We start from the raw sequence: 19,606 nt of genomic DNA, 5'->3' as shown, positions 1-19,606 counted from the left end.
CCGAACACGCCTTGCTTGTTACCTCTTTGATGGCGCAGGACGGCGTTCCCCGCCTGCCTGACGCCGTGGCCGCCTACGCCGCGCAAGACGTGATCTACGGTGCCTTCATCGCTGCGAGCTGTCGGGACAGCGGAGATCCCGGATGGCGGTCCTGGGACCCGGCGGAGCGGGCCTGGACCTAGCGCGGTTCGTCAGACGTTCTTCTGCCGACGATGCCGATCGAGATCGAACGGTAGGCCGGCCTCCTGTTCCTCAGTCACAGCACGCAGGACGCGATGGGGTCGGTGGCGATGACGCAACGGCTCGAAGCACGCTTGCTGCGGGCAACGCACACCCCGGAAGTGCATCTGTTGGCGGGCCAGGACCATAACCCGCATGGCGAGGATGAGAACGAGCACCGCCGCACGCTCATCACGCTCCCGCGGCGAACGTTGGGGGCCGCTTAGGGTGGAAAGCTGCTGTTCCGCGCGCGGATGCTGAACGTCGGCTCTGCGCCGGCAGCCGACATTCAACTCATTAGGCCGGAATTGCCGCTCTCGACGCTCTGCGGACGTTTGGTACGATCATCCCCGACCACATAATCCCCTGACACCATGAGTTTTTGTGCGAGTGGCATTTTAGCAGCAGGCAGATCGGCCAACATCGGTTCTAAGCGGACGTGCTGGAGCACTGCCCACCCAAGGCCCTCGCAGGATCATGACCGGAAGCAACAGGCCAATTCGACACGTCTCGGTAGTGTTGGGCGTACTGCTCACTCTCGCCATTCCGCCCTCTGCTCAGGCCAAACCAAGTGACAAGCCTCAGACGGAACAGAACGGTTCGCCGGGAGGCAGCGCAGACAAGGATCAGAAGGCAGAGAAGTCCGACAAGAAGGACGTCGATACCGAGCACCTGTTCGGCTTCACGGAAGGCGCTGATGCCGGAGAGAAGGGTGAACAGGAAGTCGTAATCGATACCGTCACACGCGTCAGCAAGCGCAGAGACGGTCCTGGCCCATCGACTTATCGCGTGCTCGATACGCGGTTTGCCTACCAGTTCAACCCCATCGACAAGCTGAGTATCGAATTCAGCGCTTTCGGCACGCTGCGGCGGCAACGCAACATCGTGGATCTGGACGACAAATCCTACGGCACCTTCGACGGTGTCTCCATGGAGGTGAAGTACCAGTTTCTGAAAGGTACGAAGGAGCAGCCATTGGGGCTCGCCCTGGAGGTGCGTCCCCGATTTACCCGTATCCTGCCCGTTGAAGGCAATGGCGCCAACATCTTCGACCTTGAGAGCCTGCTCCAGCTCGACGTTCAGGTGGTGCCGGACAAGCTCTGGTACGGCAGCAACATCAGCTTCGAGCCCGCCGCTGGCCGCCAGCGGGGTGGTGGTCCTGGCTACCGCTCCTCGACATTCCTGTGGTCGAACGTCCTGGTGGGACGGATTGGGGAGAACACGTATTTCGGTCCGGAAGTACGCTACCTACGCGGATATGAGGGAATTTTCCTAAACCAGCTGGAGAGCGAAGCGCTCACTGTGGGGCCCGCCCTGCATCATAGGTTTACTGAGAAGATCTGGCTGACAGCCGCGTATGCGGGGCAGGTTTGGGGTCGGGATGCAGATCCGACCCTCGCTGGCCGTGCCCTTGGGCTCAACCAGTTCGAGCGGCACAACGTCCGGGTCAAGTTTGGCATGGAGTTCTAACTTGGGTTCGCCTCGGGACCGAGGTTGACCTTCGAATGGGCGGCCACCGTCTGCGCCTGATTGGCAGCGGTGCCGATCTATTCCATGGCCAAGGCGGCCATCAACAGCCTGACCCACACCCTCGCCGCGTTCCGCCCGAACATCGGCCTCAGCCGCCCATGCAGGCCGGAAGACGTCGCCGCCGTCGTGGTCCTCGCATCCGACCGGGCGGGCTTCGTCACCGGGACGAACCTACGCGTTGAGGGCGGGTCGGTGTCGACGCTCTGACCGGATCGCGGTAGCCTCGCATGATGCCCTCTATTTCCCCGGCATCGCGGAAGCGAACCGACGTCAGGCCCGTCCCGCTGCCCTCCGACTGCGCCGTGACCTCCTGGTACGCCGGCGCCGACCTCGCCGACGCCTTCGCGGTGAGGCTGCCCGGGCCGGGGCCGCACGATTTGTCCAGGCTTGCCGAGGATGCGCTGTCGAACCCGGCAGCCTGGGTCACCCTGGCCATGTGGTTGCGCGACGGGGCCGTGCGCCCCTTCGGGGTGCGGACGTCGGGCCAAATCCGGACCCGGTTGGAGACCGGCGGACGGGACCGGATCGGTTTCTTCCCCGTGCTCTCGCGCTCGGACCGGGAGATCGTGCTCGGCGAGGACGACCGCCACCTCGATTTCCGCCTGTCGCTGCTTCTGGTCACGCGCGACGATGGACGGGAAGACCTCACCGCCACCAGCGTGGTCCGTTGCCATAACCTGTTCGGGCGCGCTTACCTCGCCGCCATCCACCCCGGGCACGTACGCGTCGTCCGCTCCGCCCTGGCAAGGGCCGGGATGCGCTGAATGCGCCGCCGCGCGTCCCGGACGGCACTTTGACCCGCCCTGGCAGGGAATCGTGTCCTCAGATGTCGATCCGGGCGCCGATCTCGACGGCCCTGTCGACCGGGATGCGGAAGTAGCGGGACGCGTCCGTCGCCGCGCGCGCCATGGCGATGTAGAGCCGATCCTGCCAGACCGGCATGCCTGTCTCCGGCGAGGGCACCAGGACCCGCCGGGTCAGGAAGTAGGACAGGTTGCTCGCGTCGAAGCCCGCTGCGGCCAAGGCACGGGGCAGGTCCGGCAGCTCCATGAACCCGAAGCGCACCGTCACGCAGGTGAAGACGTCCGAGAGCGGCTTGACCGTCACGCGGTCCGCCTGAGGCACCCGCGGCAGGTCCTCGGTGACCACGTGCAGGATGACGTTGCGGGCATGCAGCACGTGGTTGTGCTTCACGTTGTGCATCAAGGCCCCGGGCGTGTCGCCCGGCGAGCCGGTCAGGAATACGGCCGTGCCCGGTGCCCGCAGGACCGAGCCGGTCTCGGCCATGCGCGTGAAGTTCGACAGGGGAACGCGACGCCGGTGGATCTCCTCAGCAACCAGGGCCGAACCGCGCCGCCAGGTCCACATGGCCGTCACAAGGGCCGCCCCGATGGTCAGCGGCACCCAGCCGCCATGGAGCAGCTTGAGCGCGTTGGCGGACAGGAACACCAACTCGATGAGCAGGAACGGGGCGATGACCACGGCCGCCAGCACGGGTGACCAGCGCCATGCCTTCCAGGCAACGATGAAAAGCAGGCTCGCCGTGATGACCATGTCTCCGGTGACCGCAATGCCGTAGGCCGCCGCCAGGGCGCTCGACGACTTGAACAGCACCACCAGGAACACGACGGCCACGAGCAGCCACCAGTTCACCCGCGGAATGTAGATCTGCCCCTTCTCGGTCTCGGAGGTCCGCTGCACGCGCATGCGCGGCAGCAACCCGAGCTGCATGGCCTGCTGGGTGATCGAGAAGGTGCCGGTGATGACGGCTTGGCTCGCGATGACGGTCGCCACGGTGGCGAGCAGCACCATCGGCAGCAGGGCCCAGGACGGGTAGAGCAGGAAGAAGGGGTTCTCGATGCGCTCGGGATGGGCGAGCAGCATGGCGCCCTGTCCCAGGTAATTCAGGGCGAGCGCCGGCAGGATCAGGCCGAACCATGCCGCACGGATCGGCGAACGGCCGAAATGGCCCATGTCGGCGTAAAGCGCCTCGGCGCCGGTCACGGCGAGGAAGACGGCACCCAGCGCCAGCAGGCCGGCCGTGCCATGGTTGAGCAGGAAACTGACGCCGTAGGCCGGGTTGAAGGCCGCCAGGATGCTCAGGTCGTCGGCGAGATGGCTGAGGCCGCCGAGCGCCATGACGACGAACCAGAACGCCGTGATCGGCCCGAAGAAGGTCGCCACCCGCGCCGTGCCATGGCTCTGGACCGCGAACAGGCCGATCAGGATAGCGAGGCTGAGGGGCAGCACGTACGGCTCGAAGGCCGGGGTGACGAGCTTCAACCCTTCGACGGCGGACAGCACCGAGATGGCCGGGGTGATGATGGCGTCGCCGTAGAACAGGGCGATGCCGACCATGCCGAGCACGATGACGAAACTGCCGGACTGGCCGAGCACCCGCTGGGCGAGCGCCACCAGGGAGGGCGTACCGCCTTCACCCCCGTTGTCGGCGCGCATGACGAGCAGCACGTACTTCAGCGTCACGATGAGGATGAGGGCCCACAGGATCAGCGAGACGACGCCAAACACCATGTCGCGCGTCGGGGCGTGCCCCCCGCCTGCGGCAGCGTGCAGGGATTCCTTCAGCGCGTAGAGGGGGCTGGTCCCGATGTCGCCGTAAACGATGCCGACGGATCCGAGAGTCAGCGCCCAAAAGCTGGTCTTGGAGCCGTGGCCCGCATCGGCCGATGGCGGCGTCTGCAAGGCCGAGAGTTCAGTTGTGGAACCCGACATCCGACGCTTCCTCCGAACACGGGCAGTTCCCGCCAGGATCGGCCTTCAACGGCCAAGCGGCTCGGTTCGTTCGCGGCAAAAGCATCTTGCTCGGGCAAGCCTCACCATTCCCACATGCCACCCGAGGGCTGGCTCGGACATCCGAGGAACCATCGCTGCGGCCGCGGACCTTCGCTCCCCGCGCCCGGCCGACTGCCGGGATCCCAGTTAAGACCTTTCGGGGTTTCCGCTTGCTTCTCCTTATCGTTTATTATTGAACTTAATAATTACTTGTTCCAGTGAGCGGGCGATGAGACTTTCCGTATCAACTGGGCGTAAGTCATACGACCAAATTTTCACGGTTTGTTCTTCGCGGTTTTCAAGGTTGCCATTTATGGGCGACCATAAATTTCGGTCTAAATAATTGCGGATGCACGGAAGGCGGGCGGTTATTATGTGTCCTGCTGGATTAATGCATACTCAGAGAGTCAGCTGCGAGATGGGCCCTGGTTGGAACCTGCGGCTTTTGCGCTTGCCGCAGGCTCTATCCGTCCGGGTCGGGCTGCTTGCCTCATTATGATCGCCGCAGGCACCCTTCACTGCCCGTAGCTGACACACTTCCCGTGAACACTGACAAACATCAGGTTGTCTCACACAAGCAGTAGCACGGCGTAACTATGAGCACCCTGTCGTCGAGCCGCAGGTGTCGCACTTCAGGCAGGTACCGTTGCGGACCAGCGTGAAGTTCGCGCATTCGGGGCAGGCCTCGCCGACATAGCCCTTCATCTTCGCTTCGGCCCGGCGGTCGGCGACGGTGCGCTCTGCCTTTGGCTCCGGCTTGGCGAACGGCAGCGCTTCGATGCTGCCGAGGCTCTGCGGCTCTGCCTTCAGGGCAGTCGCGCCCCGCACGGCGTGGACCGTGCCGCCGGCCGGGGCCGTCTGGCCCGTGGCGGCTGCGGCCACCCCCGTCGTGGCGCCGGCCGGACCGCCCTGGATCAGGGTGAGCCGGTCGGCCGAGCCGCGCAGCAGGCCGCGGGAGACGACCGCCGAGGCGGCCGGCGCCGGCTTGGCCGATTCGCGGGTGGTGTCGCCCTCGCCGCCGCCGAGCACCGTGCCGCCGATCTCGGCCGGGTTGACGTGGGCGAGGTCGGTGCGGCCGAGATACGAGACCGCCAGTTCGCGGAACACGTAGTCGAGCAGCGAAGTCGCGTTCTTGATCGCGTCGTTGCCCTGCACGAAGCCCGCCGGCTCGAAGCGGGTGAAGGTGAAGGCCTCGACGTATTCCTCCAGCGGCACGCCGTATTGGAGGCCGAGCGAAATCGCGATGGCGAAGTTGTTCATCAGGCTTCGGAAGGTCGCGCCTTCCTTGTGCATGTCGATGAAGATCTCGCCGAGGCGGCCATCATCGTATTCGCCGGTGCGCAGGTAGACCTTGTGGCCGCCGACGACCGCCTTCTGGGTGTAGCCCTTGCGCCGGTCCGGCATCTTTTCGCGCGAGCGGATCCGCTCGATGCGCTCGATCACCCGCTCGACGATCTTCTCCGCCGCCGCCGTCGCCTTGGCGGCGGCCGGGGCCTGGATGATCGCCTCCAGAGCCTCGTCGGCGTCCTCCTCGTCGTCGGCGATCAGCGCCGAGTTGAGCGGCTGCGAGAGCTTGGAGCCGTCGCGGTAGAGGGCGTTCGCCTTGAGCGCGAGGCGCCAGGACAGCAGGTAGGCCGCCTTGCAATCCTCCACCGTGGCGTCGTTGGGCATGTTGATGGTCTTGGAGATCGCCCCCGAGATGAAGGGCTGCGCCGCGGCCATCATGTGGATGTGGCTCTCGACCGAGAGGTAGCGCTTGCCGGTGCGCCCGCACGGGTTGGCGCAATCGAACACCGCGTAGTGCTCGGGCTTGAGGAAGGGCGCGCCCTCCAGCGTCATCGCTCCGCAGACATGGGTGTTGGCGGCCTCGATCTCGCGCTTCGAGAAGCCGAGGAAGGGCAGGAGCTCGAAGGTCGGGTCAGCGAGTTTTTCCGCCGGCACCTTGAGGGTATCCTTGAGGAAGTCGTCGCCGAGGTTCCAGCGGTTGAACACGAACTTGATATCGAAGGCCGACTTCAACCCCGCTTCCACCGCCGCGATCTTGTCGTCGGTGAAGCCCTTGGCGCGCAGCGATCCCGGGTTGACGGCCGGAGCCTGGCCCATGGAGCCGTGGCCGACGGCGTAGGCCTCGATCTCGGCGATCTCGGATTCGCGGTAGCCCAGCGCCCGCAGGGCGTCCGGCACGGCGCGGTTGATGATCTTGAAGTAGCCGCCGCCGGCGAGCTTCTTGAACTTCACCAGGGCGAAGTCGGGCTCGATGCCGGTGGTGTCGCAATCCATCACCAGACCGATCGTGCCGGTCGGCGCGATCACGGTGGCCTGCGCGTTGCGGTAGCCGTGCTGCTCGCCGAGCGACAGCGCCCGGTCCCAGGCCGCGCGGGCATGGGCGCCGATATCGGCCTGCGGGATGTTGGCGTGGTCGAGCGGCACGGGGCTGACGTTCAGGCCCTCGTAGCCGGCGACCTCGCCATGCGCCGCACGGCGATGGTTGCGGATCACCCGCAGCATGTGCGCGGCGTTGTCCGGGTAGGCCTCGAAGGTGCCGAGTTCGGCCGCCATCTCGGCGGAGGTGGCGTAGGCCACGCCCGTCATGATTGCGGTGAGCGCGCCCGCCAGCGCCCGGCCCTTATCGGAGTCGTAGGGCAGGCCCATGGTCATCAGCAGGCCGCCGATATTGGCGTAGCCGAGGCCCAGCGTACGGTACTTGTAGGAAAGCTCGGCGATCTCCTTGGACGGAAACTGCGCCATCATCACCGAGATTTCGAGCACCACGGTCCAGAGCCGGTTGAGGTGCTCGAAGGCCTCGACGTCGAAGTGCTTGGACTGACGATCGTACATCGTCAGCAGGTTGGCGCTGGCGAGGTTACAGGCCGTGTCGTCGAGGAACATGTACTCGGAGCACGGGTTCGAGGCCCGGATCCGCCCGCCCTCCGGGCAGGTGTGCCAGTCGTTCATCGTGGTGTTGAAGTGCAGGCCCGGATCGGCCGAGGCCCAGGCGGCCTCACCGATCTTCTCCCACAGGTCGCGCGCCTGCGGCGTCTTCACGACCTTGCCCGTGGTGCGCGAGGTCAGGCTCCACGGCCCGTCCGCTTCCACCGCGCGCAGGAATTCGTCGGTCAGCGAGACCGAGTTGTTGGAGTTCTGGCCGGCGACCGTGAGGTAGGCCTCCGAATCCCAATCGGTGTCGTAGACGGGGAAGTCGATCTTGGTGAAACCCTGGCGGGCGAACTGCACGACACGCTTGATGTAGGCGTCCGGCACCATCGCCTTGCGGGCGGCCTTGATCTCCCGCTTGAGCGCCGGGTTGCGCTCGGGGTCGAAGCAGGCATCGCCCTCGGCCTCGCACTGGGTGCAGGCCTTCATCACCGCGGTGAGGTGCTTGGAGACGACCTTGGAGCCCGTCACCAGCGCGGCGACCTTCTGCTCCTCCTTCACCTTCCAATCGATGAAGTTCTCGACGTCGGGATGGTCGATGTCGACGATCACCATCTTGGCGGCGCGCCGGGTGGTGCCGCCCGACTTGATCGCGCCAGCCGCGCGGTCGCCGATCTTGAGGAAGGACATCAGGCCGGACGACTTGCCGCCACCGCCGAGGCGCTCGTTCTCGCCGCGCAGCATCGAGAAATTGGAGCCGGTGCCCGAGCCGTACTTGAACAGGCGCGCCTCGCGCACCCACAGGTCCATGATGCCGCCCTCGTTGACGAGGTCGTCCTGCACGGACTGGATGAAGCAGGCATGCGGCTGCGGGTGCTCGTAGGCGGTGGCCGACTTCGTCAGCACGCCGGTCTTCGGGTCGCAGTAGAAGTGGCCCTGGCTCGGCCCGTCGATGCCGTAGGCCCAGTGCAGGCCGGTGTTGAACCATTGCGGCGAGTTCGGCGCCACCATCTGGCGGGCGAGCATGAAGCGCAGCTCGTCCATGAAGGCGGCGGCGTCTTCCTCGGACGAGAAGTAGCCGCCCTTCCAGCCCCAATAGGTCCAGCAGCCGGCGAGCCGGTCGAACACCTGGGTCGCCGAGATCTCGGAGACGAAGCGCTCCTCCTCCGGCAGTTCGGCGAGCGCGGCCTCATCCGGCACGGCACGCCAGAGGAAGGAGGGAACGCTGTTCTCCTCCACCTTCTTCAGGCAGGCCGGGACGCCGGCCTTGCGGAAATACTTCTGCGCCAGCACGTCGGCGGCGACCTGGCTCCAGCTCTCCGGCACGGAAATGCCGTCGAGCCGGAAGACGATCGAGCCGTCCGGGTTGCGAATCTCGCTCACCGCCTTGCGGAAGGCGATGGCAGCGTAGGGCGACTGGCCTGCCGTCGTGTAGCGCCGCTCGAACCGCATGAATCCCTCTCCCTCGGAGCCAAGCGACCCCGTGCCGCGGCGTAAGCCGCGGATCATGGATGAAAAGCCGGATGTGCCTCGGCCGGTTCGGGGCCCCGCAGCAGACGACGTGGGAGCCTGTCCGTCATGCGGAAACGGGGTTTTTCCCAAACCCCGCCGAACCGTTCGAAGCGATGCCCGGACCTTACGTCCGAGCGGCCATCTGCGTCAATAACTAGTGCCGGCTACCCGTGTTCCGCGCTAGATGTTGTGTCCTGCATCATAAATCTGTGGATATTCGGGGCGGTTCGCTAAGTGGCCTTTCGGCTTGATCGAATCCGCCGGGAAAATTTTTCGGTCCACAGGGAAGGCGATGCGTTTGGCCGCCCTCGACAGGGTCGGACAGGGTTAACGGGTGCGCGAGACAGGGGGAGCGTGCCGTAAATGCGACAGCGGTCCGGGGTGCTGGACTCACACGCGCGTGACGACCATAACGACCGCGGCGACGGCACCGCGGGTCCGTCGCTCGCCGGAGGAATCATGGCCCTCAAGGACACGCTGCTGCGCATCTTCACCTGGTGGAACGGGCAGACGATGTCGCTCGCGCTCTATACCGCGCGCAGCGGCCAGTTCGTCGGTTCGGACGAGCTCGGCAACAAATACTACAAGGCGCTGGGCCCGCTGATCGACCGTTCGGTCGGCCCGGAGCGGCGCTGGGTCGTCTATAACGGCTATGCCGACGCTTCCCGCGTGCCGCCGGGCTGGCGGGCCTGGCTGTGCCACAATGGCGACGTCGCCCCGAGCGAGGAGGATTACCAGCCTCGCGAGTGGCAGAAGGCCCACGAGGAGAACCTCACCGGCACGGCGGCGGCCTACCGGCCGAAGGGCTCGCAGCTCTCCTGGGGCCAGCGCCCGGCCGCGACCGGCGACTACGTGCCGTGGACGCCCGCCGAGTAGACGAAGCCGTGCCGCGAGCCGGGGGGTCACCGCGATCTGCTGCAGGGCGGTCGGTGCGCAGCTCGGGCGGAACTGACAGCATCACGGCCCGGCCGCCCTTTTTCCACCACCCTTGGGGTGTTGGAACGTCCGCACCGTTTGCCGGCCGCGATGGCCGGCTCCAGACTCAAGAGGGCGCCTTGAGCCGCATCCCCGCAACGATCCTGCGCCGGACCGCGCTCGGCACGCTTGCCCTGGCGCTCTGCGCGCTGCCGGCCTCCGCCGACAAGATCAAGAACCCGACCGCGGTGTTCTCCGGCCTCGACAAGATCACCGGTCGGATCGTGACCTTCGAGGTCGCCATCGACGAGACGGTGCAGTTCGGCGCGCTGCAGATGACGCCGCGGGTCTGCTACTCGCGCCCGCCCACCGAGACGCCGAAGACCACGGCCTTCCTCGAGGTCGACGAGGTGACGCTGGACAGCAAGTACCGGCGCATCTTCACCGGCTGGATGTTCGCGGCGAGCCCCGGCCTGCACGCGATCGAGCACCCGATCTACGATGTGTGGCTGACCGATTGTAAGGGTGGCTCCGACGTGATCGCTGAGGCGAAGGAGCAGGAGGACGTGCCCGCGCTCGCCTCGCGCCAGGACAAGCCGAGGAAGAAGGGCGCGGACCCGACTAAGACGTCTGCCCAGGTTAACCAGAACGGTCAGGTCGACGTCGAGGGGCCGCGCGGCGTGCCGGTCCAGCCCAAGCAGAAGCCCTCGCGCAAGTTCTTCCCGAACAACGAAGGACCGGCAGCGGCCCCGCCGCCTCCGCGCGAGCCGCAATCGATTTTCGACGCGATTTTTCGTTAAGGGTCCCTAGGTCTTTGTTTTAACGCGCATTCTTTCGACGAACCGGCCACCACTTCGTCGGAATGCGCTCTAAGAAGCCAGCCGCTGCCGCGAGGTCATGAAGGGCCCGAGCGGCTGGCGGGCGGCGGCGAAGGACGCGAGCCCGATCGGGCGCGGCATGCCGACATAGATCGCCTCCATCCCGCCCGAGAGCCGGTAGGCCTCGTGCCAGAAGCCGTTGCCGGCCGGATCGCGGCCGAAATCCCGCCACCACGTCTTGTGCGGGTCCGAGCGGGTGAAGGCCTCCAAGCTTTCCAGATCGCGCCAGTATTGCCGCATGCCGATATGGTTGAGGCCGTAGACGAGGTCCTCGTGCGCCAGCAGCCCGTCCGGCCGCTCGCGCTGCATCTGGGCCAGCCCGCGCCCGATGCCGAGCAGCGCCTTCAGGCCCCGCATCCGTCCGACGCGAAAGCCGAGATAGACCACGACAAGCCCCGGATAGGCCGAGAGATCGACCGAGTCCCGCGTGGGGCGGCCGTTTGCGGCGGCTTGCCTATCCGATGTCTGCATGGCACCAATCCCATGTTTACGGTGTAATCATAGGCGCGTTGCTTACAGTGTCAACATCGAAGGCTGAGTCGAATCCGGCCAAGGGCAGCTACCATCACGGCGATCTGCGCGGGGCGCTGGTCGCGGCGGGCCTGTCGATCCTGGAGGAGGGGGGCGATCCGGCCTCGCTCGGCCTGCGCGAGACCGCGCGCCGGGCGGGTGTGTCGGCGATGGCGCCCTACCGGCACTTTCCCGACAAGGACGCCCTGCTCGCGGCGGTGGCCATCGTCGGCTTCGAGCGGCTGCGCGCGGCGCTGGAGGTCGCGGACCGGGGAGGGGAGGGGGCGGGACGCGAGGCCCTCTACGCGCAAGGGGCGGCCTACGTCGCCTTTGCCTGTGCGCAGCCCGGATTGTTTCGCCTGATGTTCGGCGGCGCGCGCTCGGGCGGGTCACGGCCCCAGGCGCTGTGCGAAGCCTCCGCCGCCGCCTACGCGGTGCTGGCTGAGCGGGTTGCGACGCTGCTGCCGGCGGAGGCCGCCGCCGACGAAGCCTTGCGGTCCTGGGCGCTCGTCCACGGCATCGCCGCGCTCGTCATCGACGGCCTGCTCGGTGAGGCCGTACGGACCGACCCGCAGGCGGCCGCGGCGCTCGCCAGCCGCCTGCTGCGGCTCGAACCGATTCCCGGCTGAAAGAATGGGAACCCAAAGGGATCATCCCTTTGGCGGGGTATCGGGGCAGCGCCCCGTTGTCGCCCCTACGCCTCGGCGCGGCCGATCCCGAGGGCCGCCAGGGCTTCGGCGCCGCGAAAGACCCGGTCCGGCGGACCCCATTCGGCCCGCTCGGTGATCGCGGCGGCGAGGTGGCGCTTGTAGATATGGCGCGGCATTTCCTCGACGCCGAACTGGCTCAGGTGCTCTGTGAGGAACTGCGTGTCGGCGAGCCGGTAACCTCCGGAGCGCAGCCGAGCCACGAGGTGGACGAGGGCGACCTTCGAGGCGTCGCGCACTTCGTGGAACATGCTCTCGCCGAAGAAAGCCGCCCCGAGCGAGACGCCGTAGAGCCCGCCGGCGAGGCGCCCCTCGTGGTAGACCTCGATCGTGTGGCAATGGCCGAGATCGAACAGCGCGCCGTAGAGGTCGCGGATGCGGGCGTTGATCCAGGTGCGGGCGGTATCCCGGCGCGGGGCGGCGCAGCCCTCGATCACCGCATCGAAATCCCGGTCGCTAACGACCTCGAACCCGTCGGAGCGCACGGTGCGGGCGAGCCGCTTCGGCACATGGAAACGGTCGAGGGGCAGCACCCCGCGGGCGCGCGGCTCGACCCAGTAGATCGTCGGATCATCCGCATCCTCGGCCATCGGGAAGATCCCGGCGGCATAGGCCTTGAGCAGGATGTCGGGCGTGATGTCCACGGGCGGCCTGTCGTGCATCGAAGCGTTGTCGCGCGCTCCGGGCGCGAACACCAGCCGTCAGAAGGCAGCAGGCGTGCCGTGTCGGCCTGCCGCCCCGCTTTCTCAGCGCCGGGTCTCGACGCCGTTCAGCTCCTCGCGGGCCAGGAAGCCTTCGAGCCAGTGAATGTCGTAGAGGCCGTTCTGCACGTCGGCATTGCGCACCAGCGTGCGGAACAGCGGCAGCGTGGTGTCGATGCCATCGACCACGAACTCGTCGAGGGCCCGGCGCAGGCGCATCAGGCACTCGTTGCGGGTGCGCCCGTGCACGATCAGCTTGCCGATCAGCGAGTCGTAGTTCGAAGGAATCCGGTAGCCCTGGAAGGCGGCCGAATCGACCCGGACGCCGAGGCCGCCCGGCGGGTGGAAATAGGTGATCAGCCCCGGCGACGGCCGGAAGGTCGAAGGGTGCTCGGCGTTGATCCGGCACTCGATGGCGTGACCCTCGACCTTGATGTCCTCCTGGGCCACCGACAGGCCGCCGCCGGCCGCGACCCGGATCTGCTCGTTCACGAGATCGATCCCGGTGATCATCTCGGTGACGGGGTGTTCCACCTGGATGCGGGTGTTCATCTCGATGAAGTAGAACCGCCCGTCCTCGTAGAGGAACTCGATCGTGCCGGCGCCGAGATAGCCGAGTTCGCGCATGGCGTTGGCGCAGATGCCGCCGATCTCGGCGCGCATCGCCTCGTTGAGGGCGGGCGAGCCGCCTTCCTCCCAGACCTTCTGGTGGCGGCGCTGGAGCGAGCAGTCGCGCTCGGCCAAGTGCACCGCGTGGCCCTTCCCGTCGCCGAGGATCTGCACCTCGATGTGGCGGGGCTTGGTGAGGTACTTCTCGAGGTAGACCGCATCGTCGCCGAAGGCGGCCTTGGCCTCGGTGCGGGCCATGTCGAGGGCCTGCTCCAGCTCGCTTTCCGAGCGAGCGACCTTCATGCCGCGCCCGCCGCCGCCCGAAGCGGCCTTCACCAGCACGGGATAGCCGATCTCGGCGGCCACGCGCTTGGCTTCGTCCGGATCGGTGACGCCGCCCTCCGATCCCGGCACGCAGGGAATGCCGAGGCGCTTGGCGGTGCGCTTGGCCTCGATCTTGTCGCCCATGATGCGGATATGCTCGGCCTTAGGGCCGATGAAGCCGATGTTGTGGTGCGCCAGAACCTCGGCGAACCGGGCGTTCTCCGACAGGAAGCCGTAGCCGGGATGCACGGCGTCCGCCCCGGTGATCTCGCAGGCGGCGATGATCGAGGGGATGTTGAGGTAGCTGTCGCGGGCGGCCGGCGGGCCGATGCAGACGCTCTCGTCGGCCAGCCGCACATGCATGGCGTCGGCGTCGGCCGTGGAGTGGACCGCGACGGTGGCGATACCGAGCTCCTTCGCCGCCCGCAGGATGCGGAGTGCGATCTCGCCGCGGTTGGCGATCAGGATCTTGTCGAACATCGCGGGGCGGCTACTCGAGAACGAGGAGGGCTTCGCCGTACTCGACCGGCATCCCATCCTCGATGAAGATGGCGGTCACCGTACCGGCGCGGGGCGCGACGATTTCGTTGAAGGTCTTCATGGCCTCGACCAGCAGCAGCTTGTCGCCCGCCTGGACCTTCGTGCCGATCTCGATGAACGGCTTCGCGTCCGGCGAGGGGCGCAGATAGGCGGTGCCGACCATGGGCGACGGCACGGCGCCGGGATGGCCCGCGCCGGATTTGGCGGGTGCCGGCGCCAGAGCGGCGGGCGCCGCCGCGACCGGTGCCGCCGCAGCGGCCGGGGCGGAAGGCGCGACCTGAACCGAGACCGTCTCGATCTTTCGGGCGACGCGGATGCGCAGATCGCCCTTCTCGACCTCGATCTCGGTCAGATCGGTCTCGGCGACCATCCGGGCGAGTTCGCGCACCAGTTCGGGATCGAAGGGTTCGTTCTTGGCCATCGGCTCGTAGTTCTGAGGTCAGGAGGCGGACGGGGTGCGTCCACGCAGGAGATGGGCGAGGGCGTCGAGCCCCAGGACGTAACTGTGGGCACCGAAGCCCGAAATCAAACCGGCGCAGACCGGCGCGATCCGCGAGACGTGGCGGAAGTCCTCGCGGGCATGGACGTTGGAGAGGTGGATCTCCACCGCCGTCACCCCCGCTCCCTTGATCGCGTCGCGCAGCGCGATCGAGGTGTGCGTGTAGGCGGCGGCGTTGATGAGCACCCCAGCCCCGGCGGCGCCGGCCTCCTGCACGAACGTCACGAGTTCGCCCTCGTGATTCGTCTGACGGAAGGTCAGGGCGATATCGAGGCGAGCCGCCTGCTCCCGCAGGTTTTGCTCGATGTCGGCAAGCGTGGCGGCGCCGTAGATGCCCGGCTCGCGCTGGCCCAGGAGGTTGAGGTTCGGCCCGTTGAGGCAGTGAATCGCGATCATGCCGTCCGGCTGCGTCGGCCGGAGGCTTCGCGAACCACCCGGCAGGAGGGGCGGTCTTAGACGAGTGCGTCGGTGCGCGACAAGGGCAGTTGCCGGCCGGTTGCCCGGCCAAGCTTTCAATAAGTCCAGCGTTGTGCCTTGTTCACGAGGAAATCGCGGAAGGCCTGGACGCGGGCCACCGAGCGCATCTCTTCGGCATAGACGAGATAGCTCTCCATCGTCGGCATCTCGCTCTCGCGCAGCACCTGGACGAGGCTCTCGTTCCCATCGACGGCGTAGTCCGGCAGGATGCCGACGCCGACCCCCGCCTCCATCGCCTTGTGGAGGGCGGTGATGTTGTTGACCGTGAAGTGGACCGGACGGCGCTCGTCCCCCTCGCGGCCGATGCTGGCGAGGTAGTGGGTCGCGAGCAGATAGGACGGTTCGTTGCCACCGAACGAGACGAGGCGGTGCTCGTCGAGGTCGCTGATGGTTTTGGGCTCACCGAAGCGCTTGACGTAATCGGGGCTCGCGAAGGCGTGATAATGCACCGTGAACAGCCGCCGCTGGATCAGGTCCGGCTGGGCGGGACGGCGCATGCGGATCGCGATGTCGGCCTCGCGCATGGCGAGGTCCAACTCCTCGTTGGTGAGAACCAGCTCGATCCGTACATCCGGATAGAGATCGAGGAATTCCGAGACGCGCTGCGACAGCCAGGATGTGCCGAGGCCCACCGTCGTCGTCACCCGCAGGTCACCGGAGGGGCGCTCGCTGGTCTCGACGAGGCGGGCGCGGGTGTTCTCCAGCCTGAGCTTCATGTCGCGCGCGGCGCGAAACAGCAGGTCGCCCTGCTCGGTCAGGATCAGGCCGCGGGCGTGCCGGTGGAACAACGGCGCCTTCAGCTCCCGCTCCAGCGCGCTGATCTGCCGGCTCACCGCCGACTGGCTGAGGCCGATATCGTCGCCCGCCCGCGTGAAGCTGCCGGCCTCCGCGACGTTAAGGAAAATCCGGATCTTGTCCCAATCCAAGGCCGTCACTCCCGCCCGTCGAGGTCGGCCCGTCGCAGTCAGCCCGCACGGGGGGCCACGACCTTCGGGCGTTGCACGACGCCAGTTCGTTGCCCTGCCATACCCGGCGAAAGGCTTCTTCGCGAAACCTGCCGGCTCCCGCAGCTTTCAGGTTAGGACGACAAGCTTGCAATTTGGTTGCGTCATTTCCGCCATCAACAGGGAAATGCGTGTCGAACAACGCCTTGAATGCTTCGACAGCGCCTGTCGCCGGTCGGTCTCCGTGTCCGACACGATGGCGAAGCGGGCGTTCTTTTGAACAGTACTTGAAACGCCCGCGAGACGCCCGAAGCCCGGCGCCTACTCGGCCGCAGCCTTGGCCGGGCTCTCGCCGACATCGAGATTGGCCAGGAACTTCTCCGCCTCCAGCGCGGCCATGCAGCCCATGCCGGCCGCGGTGATCGCCTGACGGTAGACGTCGTCGGTGACGTCGCCCGCCGCGAACACGCCCGGGATGTCGGTCGCGGTGGTGCCCGGCGTCACCGTGATGTAGCCGCCGTGCCGCATCGGCAGTTGGCCCTCGAAGATCCCCGTGGCGGGCTGGTGGCCGATCGCCACGAACAGGCCGTCGGTGGGCTGCTCGACGATCGCGCCGGTGCGCAGATCCTTGAGACGCAGATGCGTGACGGAGGGCGGCGTGTCGGAGCCGCAGATCTCCTCGACCGCGTGATGCCACTTCACCGTGACGTTGGCGTGCTTGAACAGGCGTTCCTGCAGGATGCGCTCGGCCCGGAACTCGCCGCGGCGGTGGATCACGGTGACCGACTTGGCGAGGTTGGCCAGATACAGGGCCTCCTCGACCGCGGTGTTGCCGCCGCCGACCACGGTCACGTCCTTGCCGCGGAAGAAGAAGCCGTCGCAGGTGGCGCAGGCCGAGACGCCGAAGCCCTGGAACTTCGCTTCCGAGGGCAGGCCGAGCCACTTCGCCTGGGCGCCGGTGGCGATGATGAGCGAGTCGCAGGTGTAGGTTTCGCCGGAATCGGCCTCCAGCCGGAACGGGCGCACGTTCAGGTCGACGCTCGTGATGTACTCCGAGACGATTTTCGTGCCGACATGCTCGGCCTGGAGCCGCATCTGCTCCATCAGCCAGGGGCCCTGGATCGCGTCGGCGAAGCCCGGATAATTCTCGACATCGGTCGTGATCATCAGTTGGCCGCCGGGCTGGAAGCCCGAGATCAGCAGGGGCTCCACCAGGGCGCGGGCGGCGTAGATCGCGGCGGTGTAGCCCGCCGGCCCCGAGCCGATGATGACGAGCCTCGCATGGGTGTGGGCCATCTGTGCCGTCTCCTATCAGCGGGCGTCCCGATCCTTGGGCGCCGGCTGTCCGTTGTTTTGTGTAGCCTCACGCCCAGTCTGGCACGAGGAAGCCAAAAATTTCTTCCCAAAGCGGAGGACGCGGGGAAAACAGCCCGTCCCGGTGCCGTCTCAGAACGGTCCGCGTGGGGCAGACGTCGGTTCGGCCGGGCGCGGCACCGCCGCTACTTCCCCTGCCAAGCGCGCGCGATGCCGCTGGTAACCCTCCGCCAGCGCCGCCGCGATCTCCGGCGTCGCGTCGATCGGGGCGTAGCGCAGCGCCTCCAGGCGCCCGATGAACGGCTTCAGCGCGCCGGCCATGGCGAGGCCCGCGAACATCCGCCGGTGGCGGATATAGGTACGCGGCAGGTCGAACAGCAGGAGGGGCACGCCGGTGCTCGCGGCCTCGCCCACCATGTTGGCGGAATCGGAGGTGACGACGATGTGGTCGGCGATCGCCAACATGCCGACGTACGGGTTATCGCCGCTGCCGTCCCAGAAGAAGCCGCCCTTGTCCTTCACCAAGTCCTCGAGGGCTTTGCGCAGGTCCGGCGGCGTGCGTCGGGACACCGTCAGCATCAGCGAGCAGCCGCCCTCGGCGAGCTTGGTGAGATCGCGCACGAGGCGCTGCATGTCGGCTTTGCGGTAACGCAGGTGCCGGCTGTCCCCGCCGATCAGAACGGCGATGCGTGGCCAGGGCAGGCGCGCGAGACGCGGATCAGGAGTCGTGCGGGCGGCGTCGAGCCGGGCGCGGGAGACGGGGTGTGGCGCGGTGAGCGTGGTGAAGACGTTGGGGCCGCGCAGGTCGTCGTAGTCGGGAACCCAGATGAAGTCCGCCGTATCATGGCCGGTGCGCGGGTCCTTGAGGAAGGCCGTGAAGGTCTTCTCGTCCGAGGCGCGGCGCACGGCGCGCAGATAGGGCACGGCGCGCCGCCCTGACGCGATCAGGAGATGGGGAAGCGGGCCTTGCAGCAGGCCGCCGGCCCGGCCCGGCGCGTCCCGCGGGTCGATCGGCCCCCACGGGGCCATCCAAGTCAGGGGCCGTCCGTCCGGAATCCGCCGCGTCTCGTAGGCGAGGCCGAGCGCCTCGGCGATGCCGATGCACTGGTTCTCGTCGCCGGCCTTGCCGTCGGTGAGGATCCAGACGCGGGCCCGCGCGAGCTCCGGCGGTACGCTATCGTCGGGCTTCACCGGCGCTTGCGCCCGCCCTTGCACCGGCCCCTGTTCGTTCACGCGACGCAAAACCTTCGATCCCACCAAACCCGGCCTACTGGGCCGGGAGCCTGCGCCGCAGCCACTGCGCGTAGTGCTCGGCAAGGGCCGCGACCCGCCGCCGCTCGGAGGCCGGATCGTACCACGCGCCGCCGGAACTCGCGGGCAGAGCCGAAAGCTGGGGATGGCGCGCGAGGATCTCGCCCCCACGGCCGACCAACACAGCCTCGCCGTCGAGATAGTCCGTCGTACCGCTGCCGCCGAGGCTGCTGCGATCGCCGCCCTGCGCACCGCCATAGGCAGCCAGCGACAAGCCGCTCACGCGCACCACCAGGGTCGGCGCGCCGCGGACGATGCGGTCACCGAAGCTGTGTTGCATCGCCTCGGTCAGAACCGCGCGCAGAAGCTCCGTCTGCGGACCGCGGGCATAGACTTGCAGGGGGCGCACATCGACGGCGATGCCGCCGACCCGGTCGAAGTCCTGCGCCGCGGCCGGGACGCCGAGCACGACCCCGGCCAGGAGGCCGAACGCGGCCGCGAGGCTGGGGACGCGCATGGGGGTCAGGCTCCCCACTCGACGGCGACAACCTCGTAGGACTTGCCGCCGCCGGGCGTCGTGACCTCGACCGTGTCGCCGACGGCCTTGCCGATCAGGGCGCGGGCGATGGGCGAGGAGATCGAGACGCGGCCCTCGCGCACATCCGCCTCCGGCTCGCCGACGAGCTGGTAGGTCTTCTCCTCCTCGGTATCCTCGTCCAGCAGCTTCACGCGGGCACCGAACTTGATCTTGGAGCCGGACAGCTTCGAGGTGTCGATGATCTCGGCGCGCGCGATCATGCTCTCGAGTTCGAGCACCCGCCCCTCGTTGTGGGACTGGGCCTCCTTGGCGGCATGATACTCGGCGTTCTCGGAGAGGTCGCCCAGCGCGCGGGCTTCGGAGATCGCCTGGATGATCCGGGGGCGTTCCACCTGCTGGCGACGCTTCAGCTCCTCCTCGAGGGCTGCGTAGCCGCGTGCCGTGATGGGAAGCTTGTCGATGCTCATGGTC

At 67.4% G+C, this 19,606-nt stretch carries 18 protein-coding genes; 6 read left to right on the top strand and 12 right to left on the bottom strand.

Annotation, left to right across the window (positions count from 1 at the left end; all coding sequences use genetic code 11):
• The first annotated feature begins 696 nt into the window (after nucleotides 1–696).
• The 3 genes from OVA30_RS01475 to OVA30_RS01465 all read left to right on the top strand — a co-directional run bounded on the left by OVA30_RS01475 (nucleotide 697) and on the right by OVA30_RS01465 (nucleotide 2,513).
• Complete coding sequence (locus OVA30_RS01475) at nucleotides 697–1,689, top strand: hypothetical protein (RefSeq protein ID WP_268174358.1); 993 nt, start codon at nucleotides 697–699, stop codon at nucleotides 1,687–1,689.
• 69 nt (nucleotides 1,690–1,758) lie between these two features.
• The gene (locus OVA30_RS01470) at nucleotides 1,759–1,956 is read left to right on the top strand and encodes an SDR family oxidoreductase (RefSeq protein ID WP_268174357.1); all 198 of its coding nucleotides are present in this window, start codon (nucleotides 1,759–1,761) and stop codon (nucleotides 1,954–1,956) included.
• A 95-nt stretch (nucleotides 1,957–2,051) separates the two neighbouring features.
• The gene (locus OVA30_RS01465) at nucleotides 2,052–2,513 is read left to right on the top strand and encodes a DUF2867 domain-containing protein (protein WP_268174356.1); all 462 of its coding nucleotides are present in this window, start codon (nucleotides 2,052–2,054) and stop codon (nucleotides 2,511–2,513) included.
• A 58-nt stretch (nucleotides 2,514–2,571) separates the two neighbouring features.
• Here OVA30_RS01465 and OVA30_RS01460 read toward each other — a convergent pair whose 3' ends face one another.
• Together OVA30_RS01460 and OVA30_RS01455 are read right to left on the bottom strand one after the other, a co-directional pair.
• Nucleotides 2,572–4,482, bottom strand: coding sequence for a potassium transporter Kup (locus tag OVA30_RS01460; protein WP_268174354.1), 1,911 nt, complete (start codon nucleotides 4,480–4,482; stop codon nucleotides 2,572–2,574).
• 654 nt (nucleotides 4,483–5,136) lie between these two features.
• Nucleotides 5,137–8,868 (bottom strand): vitamin B12-dependent ribonucleotide reductase, encoded by a 3,732-nt coding sequence (locus OVA30_RS01455; protein WP_268174353.1) that lies wholly within the window; start codon nucleotides 8,866–8,868, stop codon nucleotides 5,137–5,139.
• Between the two features lie 519 nt (nucleotides 8,869–9,387).
• Between OVA30_RS01455 and OVA30_RS01450 the strand changes: the two genes are divergently transcribed.
• Both OVA30_RS01450 and OVA30_RS01445 read left to right on the top strand, forming a co-directional pair.
• Nucleotides 9,388–9,804: an NADH:ubiquinone oxidoreductase subunit NDUFA12 gene (locus tag OVA30_RS01450; RefSeq protein WP_012752230.1), complete on the top strand. Its 417-nt coding sequence runs from the start codon at nucleotides 9,388–9,390 to the stop codon at nucleotides 9,802–9,804.
• 179 nt (nucleotides 9,805–9,983) lie between these two features.
• On the top strand, nucleotides 9,984–10,643 hold the full coding sequence (locus OVA30_RS01445) for a DUF2155 domain-containing protein (RefSeq protein ID WP_003598227.1): 660 nt from the start codon (nucleotides 9,984–9,986) through the stop codon (nucleotides 10,641–10,643).
• Nucleotides 10,644–10,712: 69 nt separating this feature from the next.
• On the opposite strand, the gene OVA30_RS01440 is transcribed toward OVA30_RS01445, so the two are convergent.
• Nucleotides 10,713–11,192, bottom strand: coding sequence for a monooxygenase family protein (locus OVA30_RS01440; RefSeq protein WP_268174349.1), 480 nt, complete (start codon nucleotides 11,190–11,192; stop codon nucleotides 10,713–10,715).
• 47 nt (nucleotides 11,193–11,239) lie between these two features.
• Here OVA30_RS01440 and OVA30_RS01435 point away from each other — a divergent pair, with 47 nt between their 5' ends.
• Entirely contained in the window at nucleotides 11,240–11,860 is a 621-nt protein-coding gene (locus OVA30_RS01435; RefSeq protein WP_268174347.1) for a TetR/AcrR family transcriptional regulator, read from the top strand.
• Between the two features lie 65 nt (nucleotides 11,861–11,925).
• Here the strand turns inward: OVA30_RS01435 and aat are convergent, their stop codons facing one another.
• The 9 genes from aat to greA all read right to left on the bottom strand — a co-directional run bounded on the left by aat (nucleotide 11,926) and on the right by greA (nucleotide 19,596).
• Complete coding sequence (aat, locus tag OVA30_RS01430) at nucleotides 11,926–12,600, bottom strand: leucyl/phenylalanyl-tRNA--protein transferase (protein WP_238508790.1); 675 nt, start codon at nucleotides 12,598–12,600, stop codon at nucleotides 11,926–11,928.
• A gap of 84 nt (nucleotides 12,601–12,684) precedes the next feature.
• Entirely contained in the window at nucleotides 12,685–14,052 is a 1,368-nt protein-coding gene (gene accC, locus OVA30_RS01425) for an acetyl-CoA carboxylase biotin carboxylase subunit (RefSeq protein WP_003598219.1), read from the bottom strand.
• Nucleotides 14,053–14,062: 10 nt separating this feature from the next.
• Nucleotides 14,063–14,533: an acetyl-CoA carboxylase biotin carboxyl carrier protein gene (gene accB / locus OVA30_RS01420; RefSeq protein WP_003598217.1), complete on the bottom strand. Its 471-nt coding sequence runs from the start codon at nucleotides 14,531–14,533 to the stop codon at nucleotides 14,063–14,065.
• A gap of 18 nt (nucleotides 14,534–14,551) precedes the next feature.
• Nucleotides 14,552–15,007: a type II 3-dehydroquinate dehydratase gene (gene aroQ, locus OVA30_RS01415; protein WP_003598216.1), complete on the bottom strand. Its 456-nt coding sequence runs from the start codon at nucleotides 15,005–15,007 to the stop codon at nucleotides 14,552–14,554.
• Nucleotides 15,008–15,123: 116 nt separating this feature from the next.
• Entirely contained in the window at nucleotides 15,124–16,014 is an 891-nt protein-coding gene (locus tag OVA30_RS01410; protein WP_003598214.1) for a LysR family transcriptional regulator, read from the bottom strand.
• Nucleotides 16,015–16,353: 339 nt separating this feature from the next.
• The gene (gene trxB / locus OVA30_RS01405; protein ID WP_015821662.1) at nucleotides 16,354–17,328 is read right to left on the bottom strand and encodes a thioredoxin-disulfide reductase; all 975 of its coding nucleotides are present in this window, start codon (nucleotides 17,326–17,328) and stop codon (nucleotides 16,354–16,356) included.
• Between the two features lie 150 nt (nucleotides 17,329–17,478).
• Nucleotides 17,479–18,603, bottom strand: a complete 1,125-nt coding sequence (locus tag OVA30_RS01400; RefSeq protein WP_442786087.1) for a mitochondrial fission ELM1 family protein — start codon at nucleotides 18,601–18,603, stop codon at nucleotides 17,479–17,481.
• A gap of 10 nt (nucleotides 18,604–18,613) precedes the next feature.
• Nucleotides 18,614–19,114 carry a hypothetical protein gene (locus OVA30_RS01395; protein WP_268174343.1) on the bottom strand — a complete coding sequence of 167 codons (501 nt, stop codon included), beginning with the start codon at nucleotides 19,112–19,114 and terminating at the stop codon, nucleotides 18,614–18,616.
• Between the two features lie 5 nt (nucleotides 19,115–19,119).
• The gene (greA, locus tag OVA30_RS01390; RefSeq protein ID WP_173390180.1) at nucleotides 19,120–19,596 is read right to left on the bottom strand and encodes a transcription elongation factor GreA; all 477 of its coding nucleotides are present in this window, start codon (nucleotides 19,594–19,596) and stop codon (nucleotides 19,120–19,122) included.
• Nucleotides 19,597–19,606 lie beyond the last annotated feature (10 nt).

This window comes from Methylorubrum sp. SL192 (genome assembly GCF_026672325.1).
In the GTDB taxonomy this organism is placed as follows: domain Bacteria; phylum Pseudomonadota; class Alphaproteobacteria; order Rhizobiales; family Beijerinckiaceae; genus Methylobacterium; species Methylobacterium extorquens.
The sequence above is the reverse complement of the archived record's forward strand: the minus strand, read 5'-3'. Positions and strand labels throughout refer to the sequence as shown.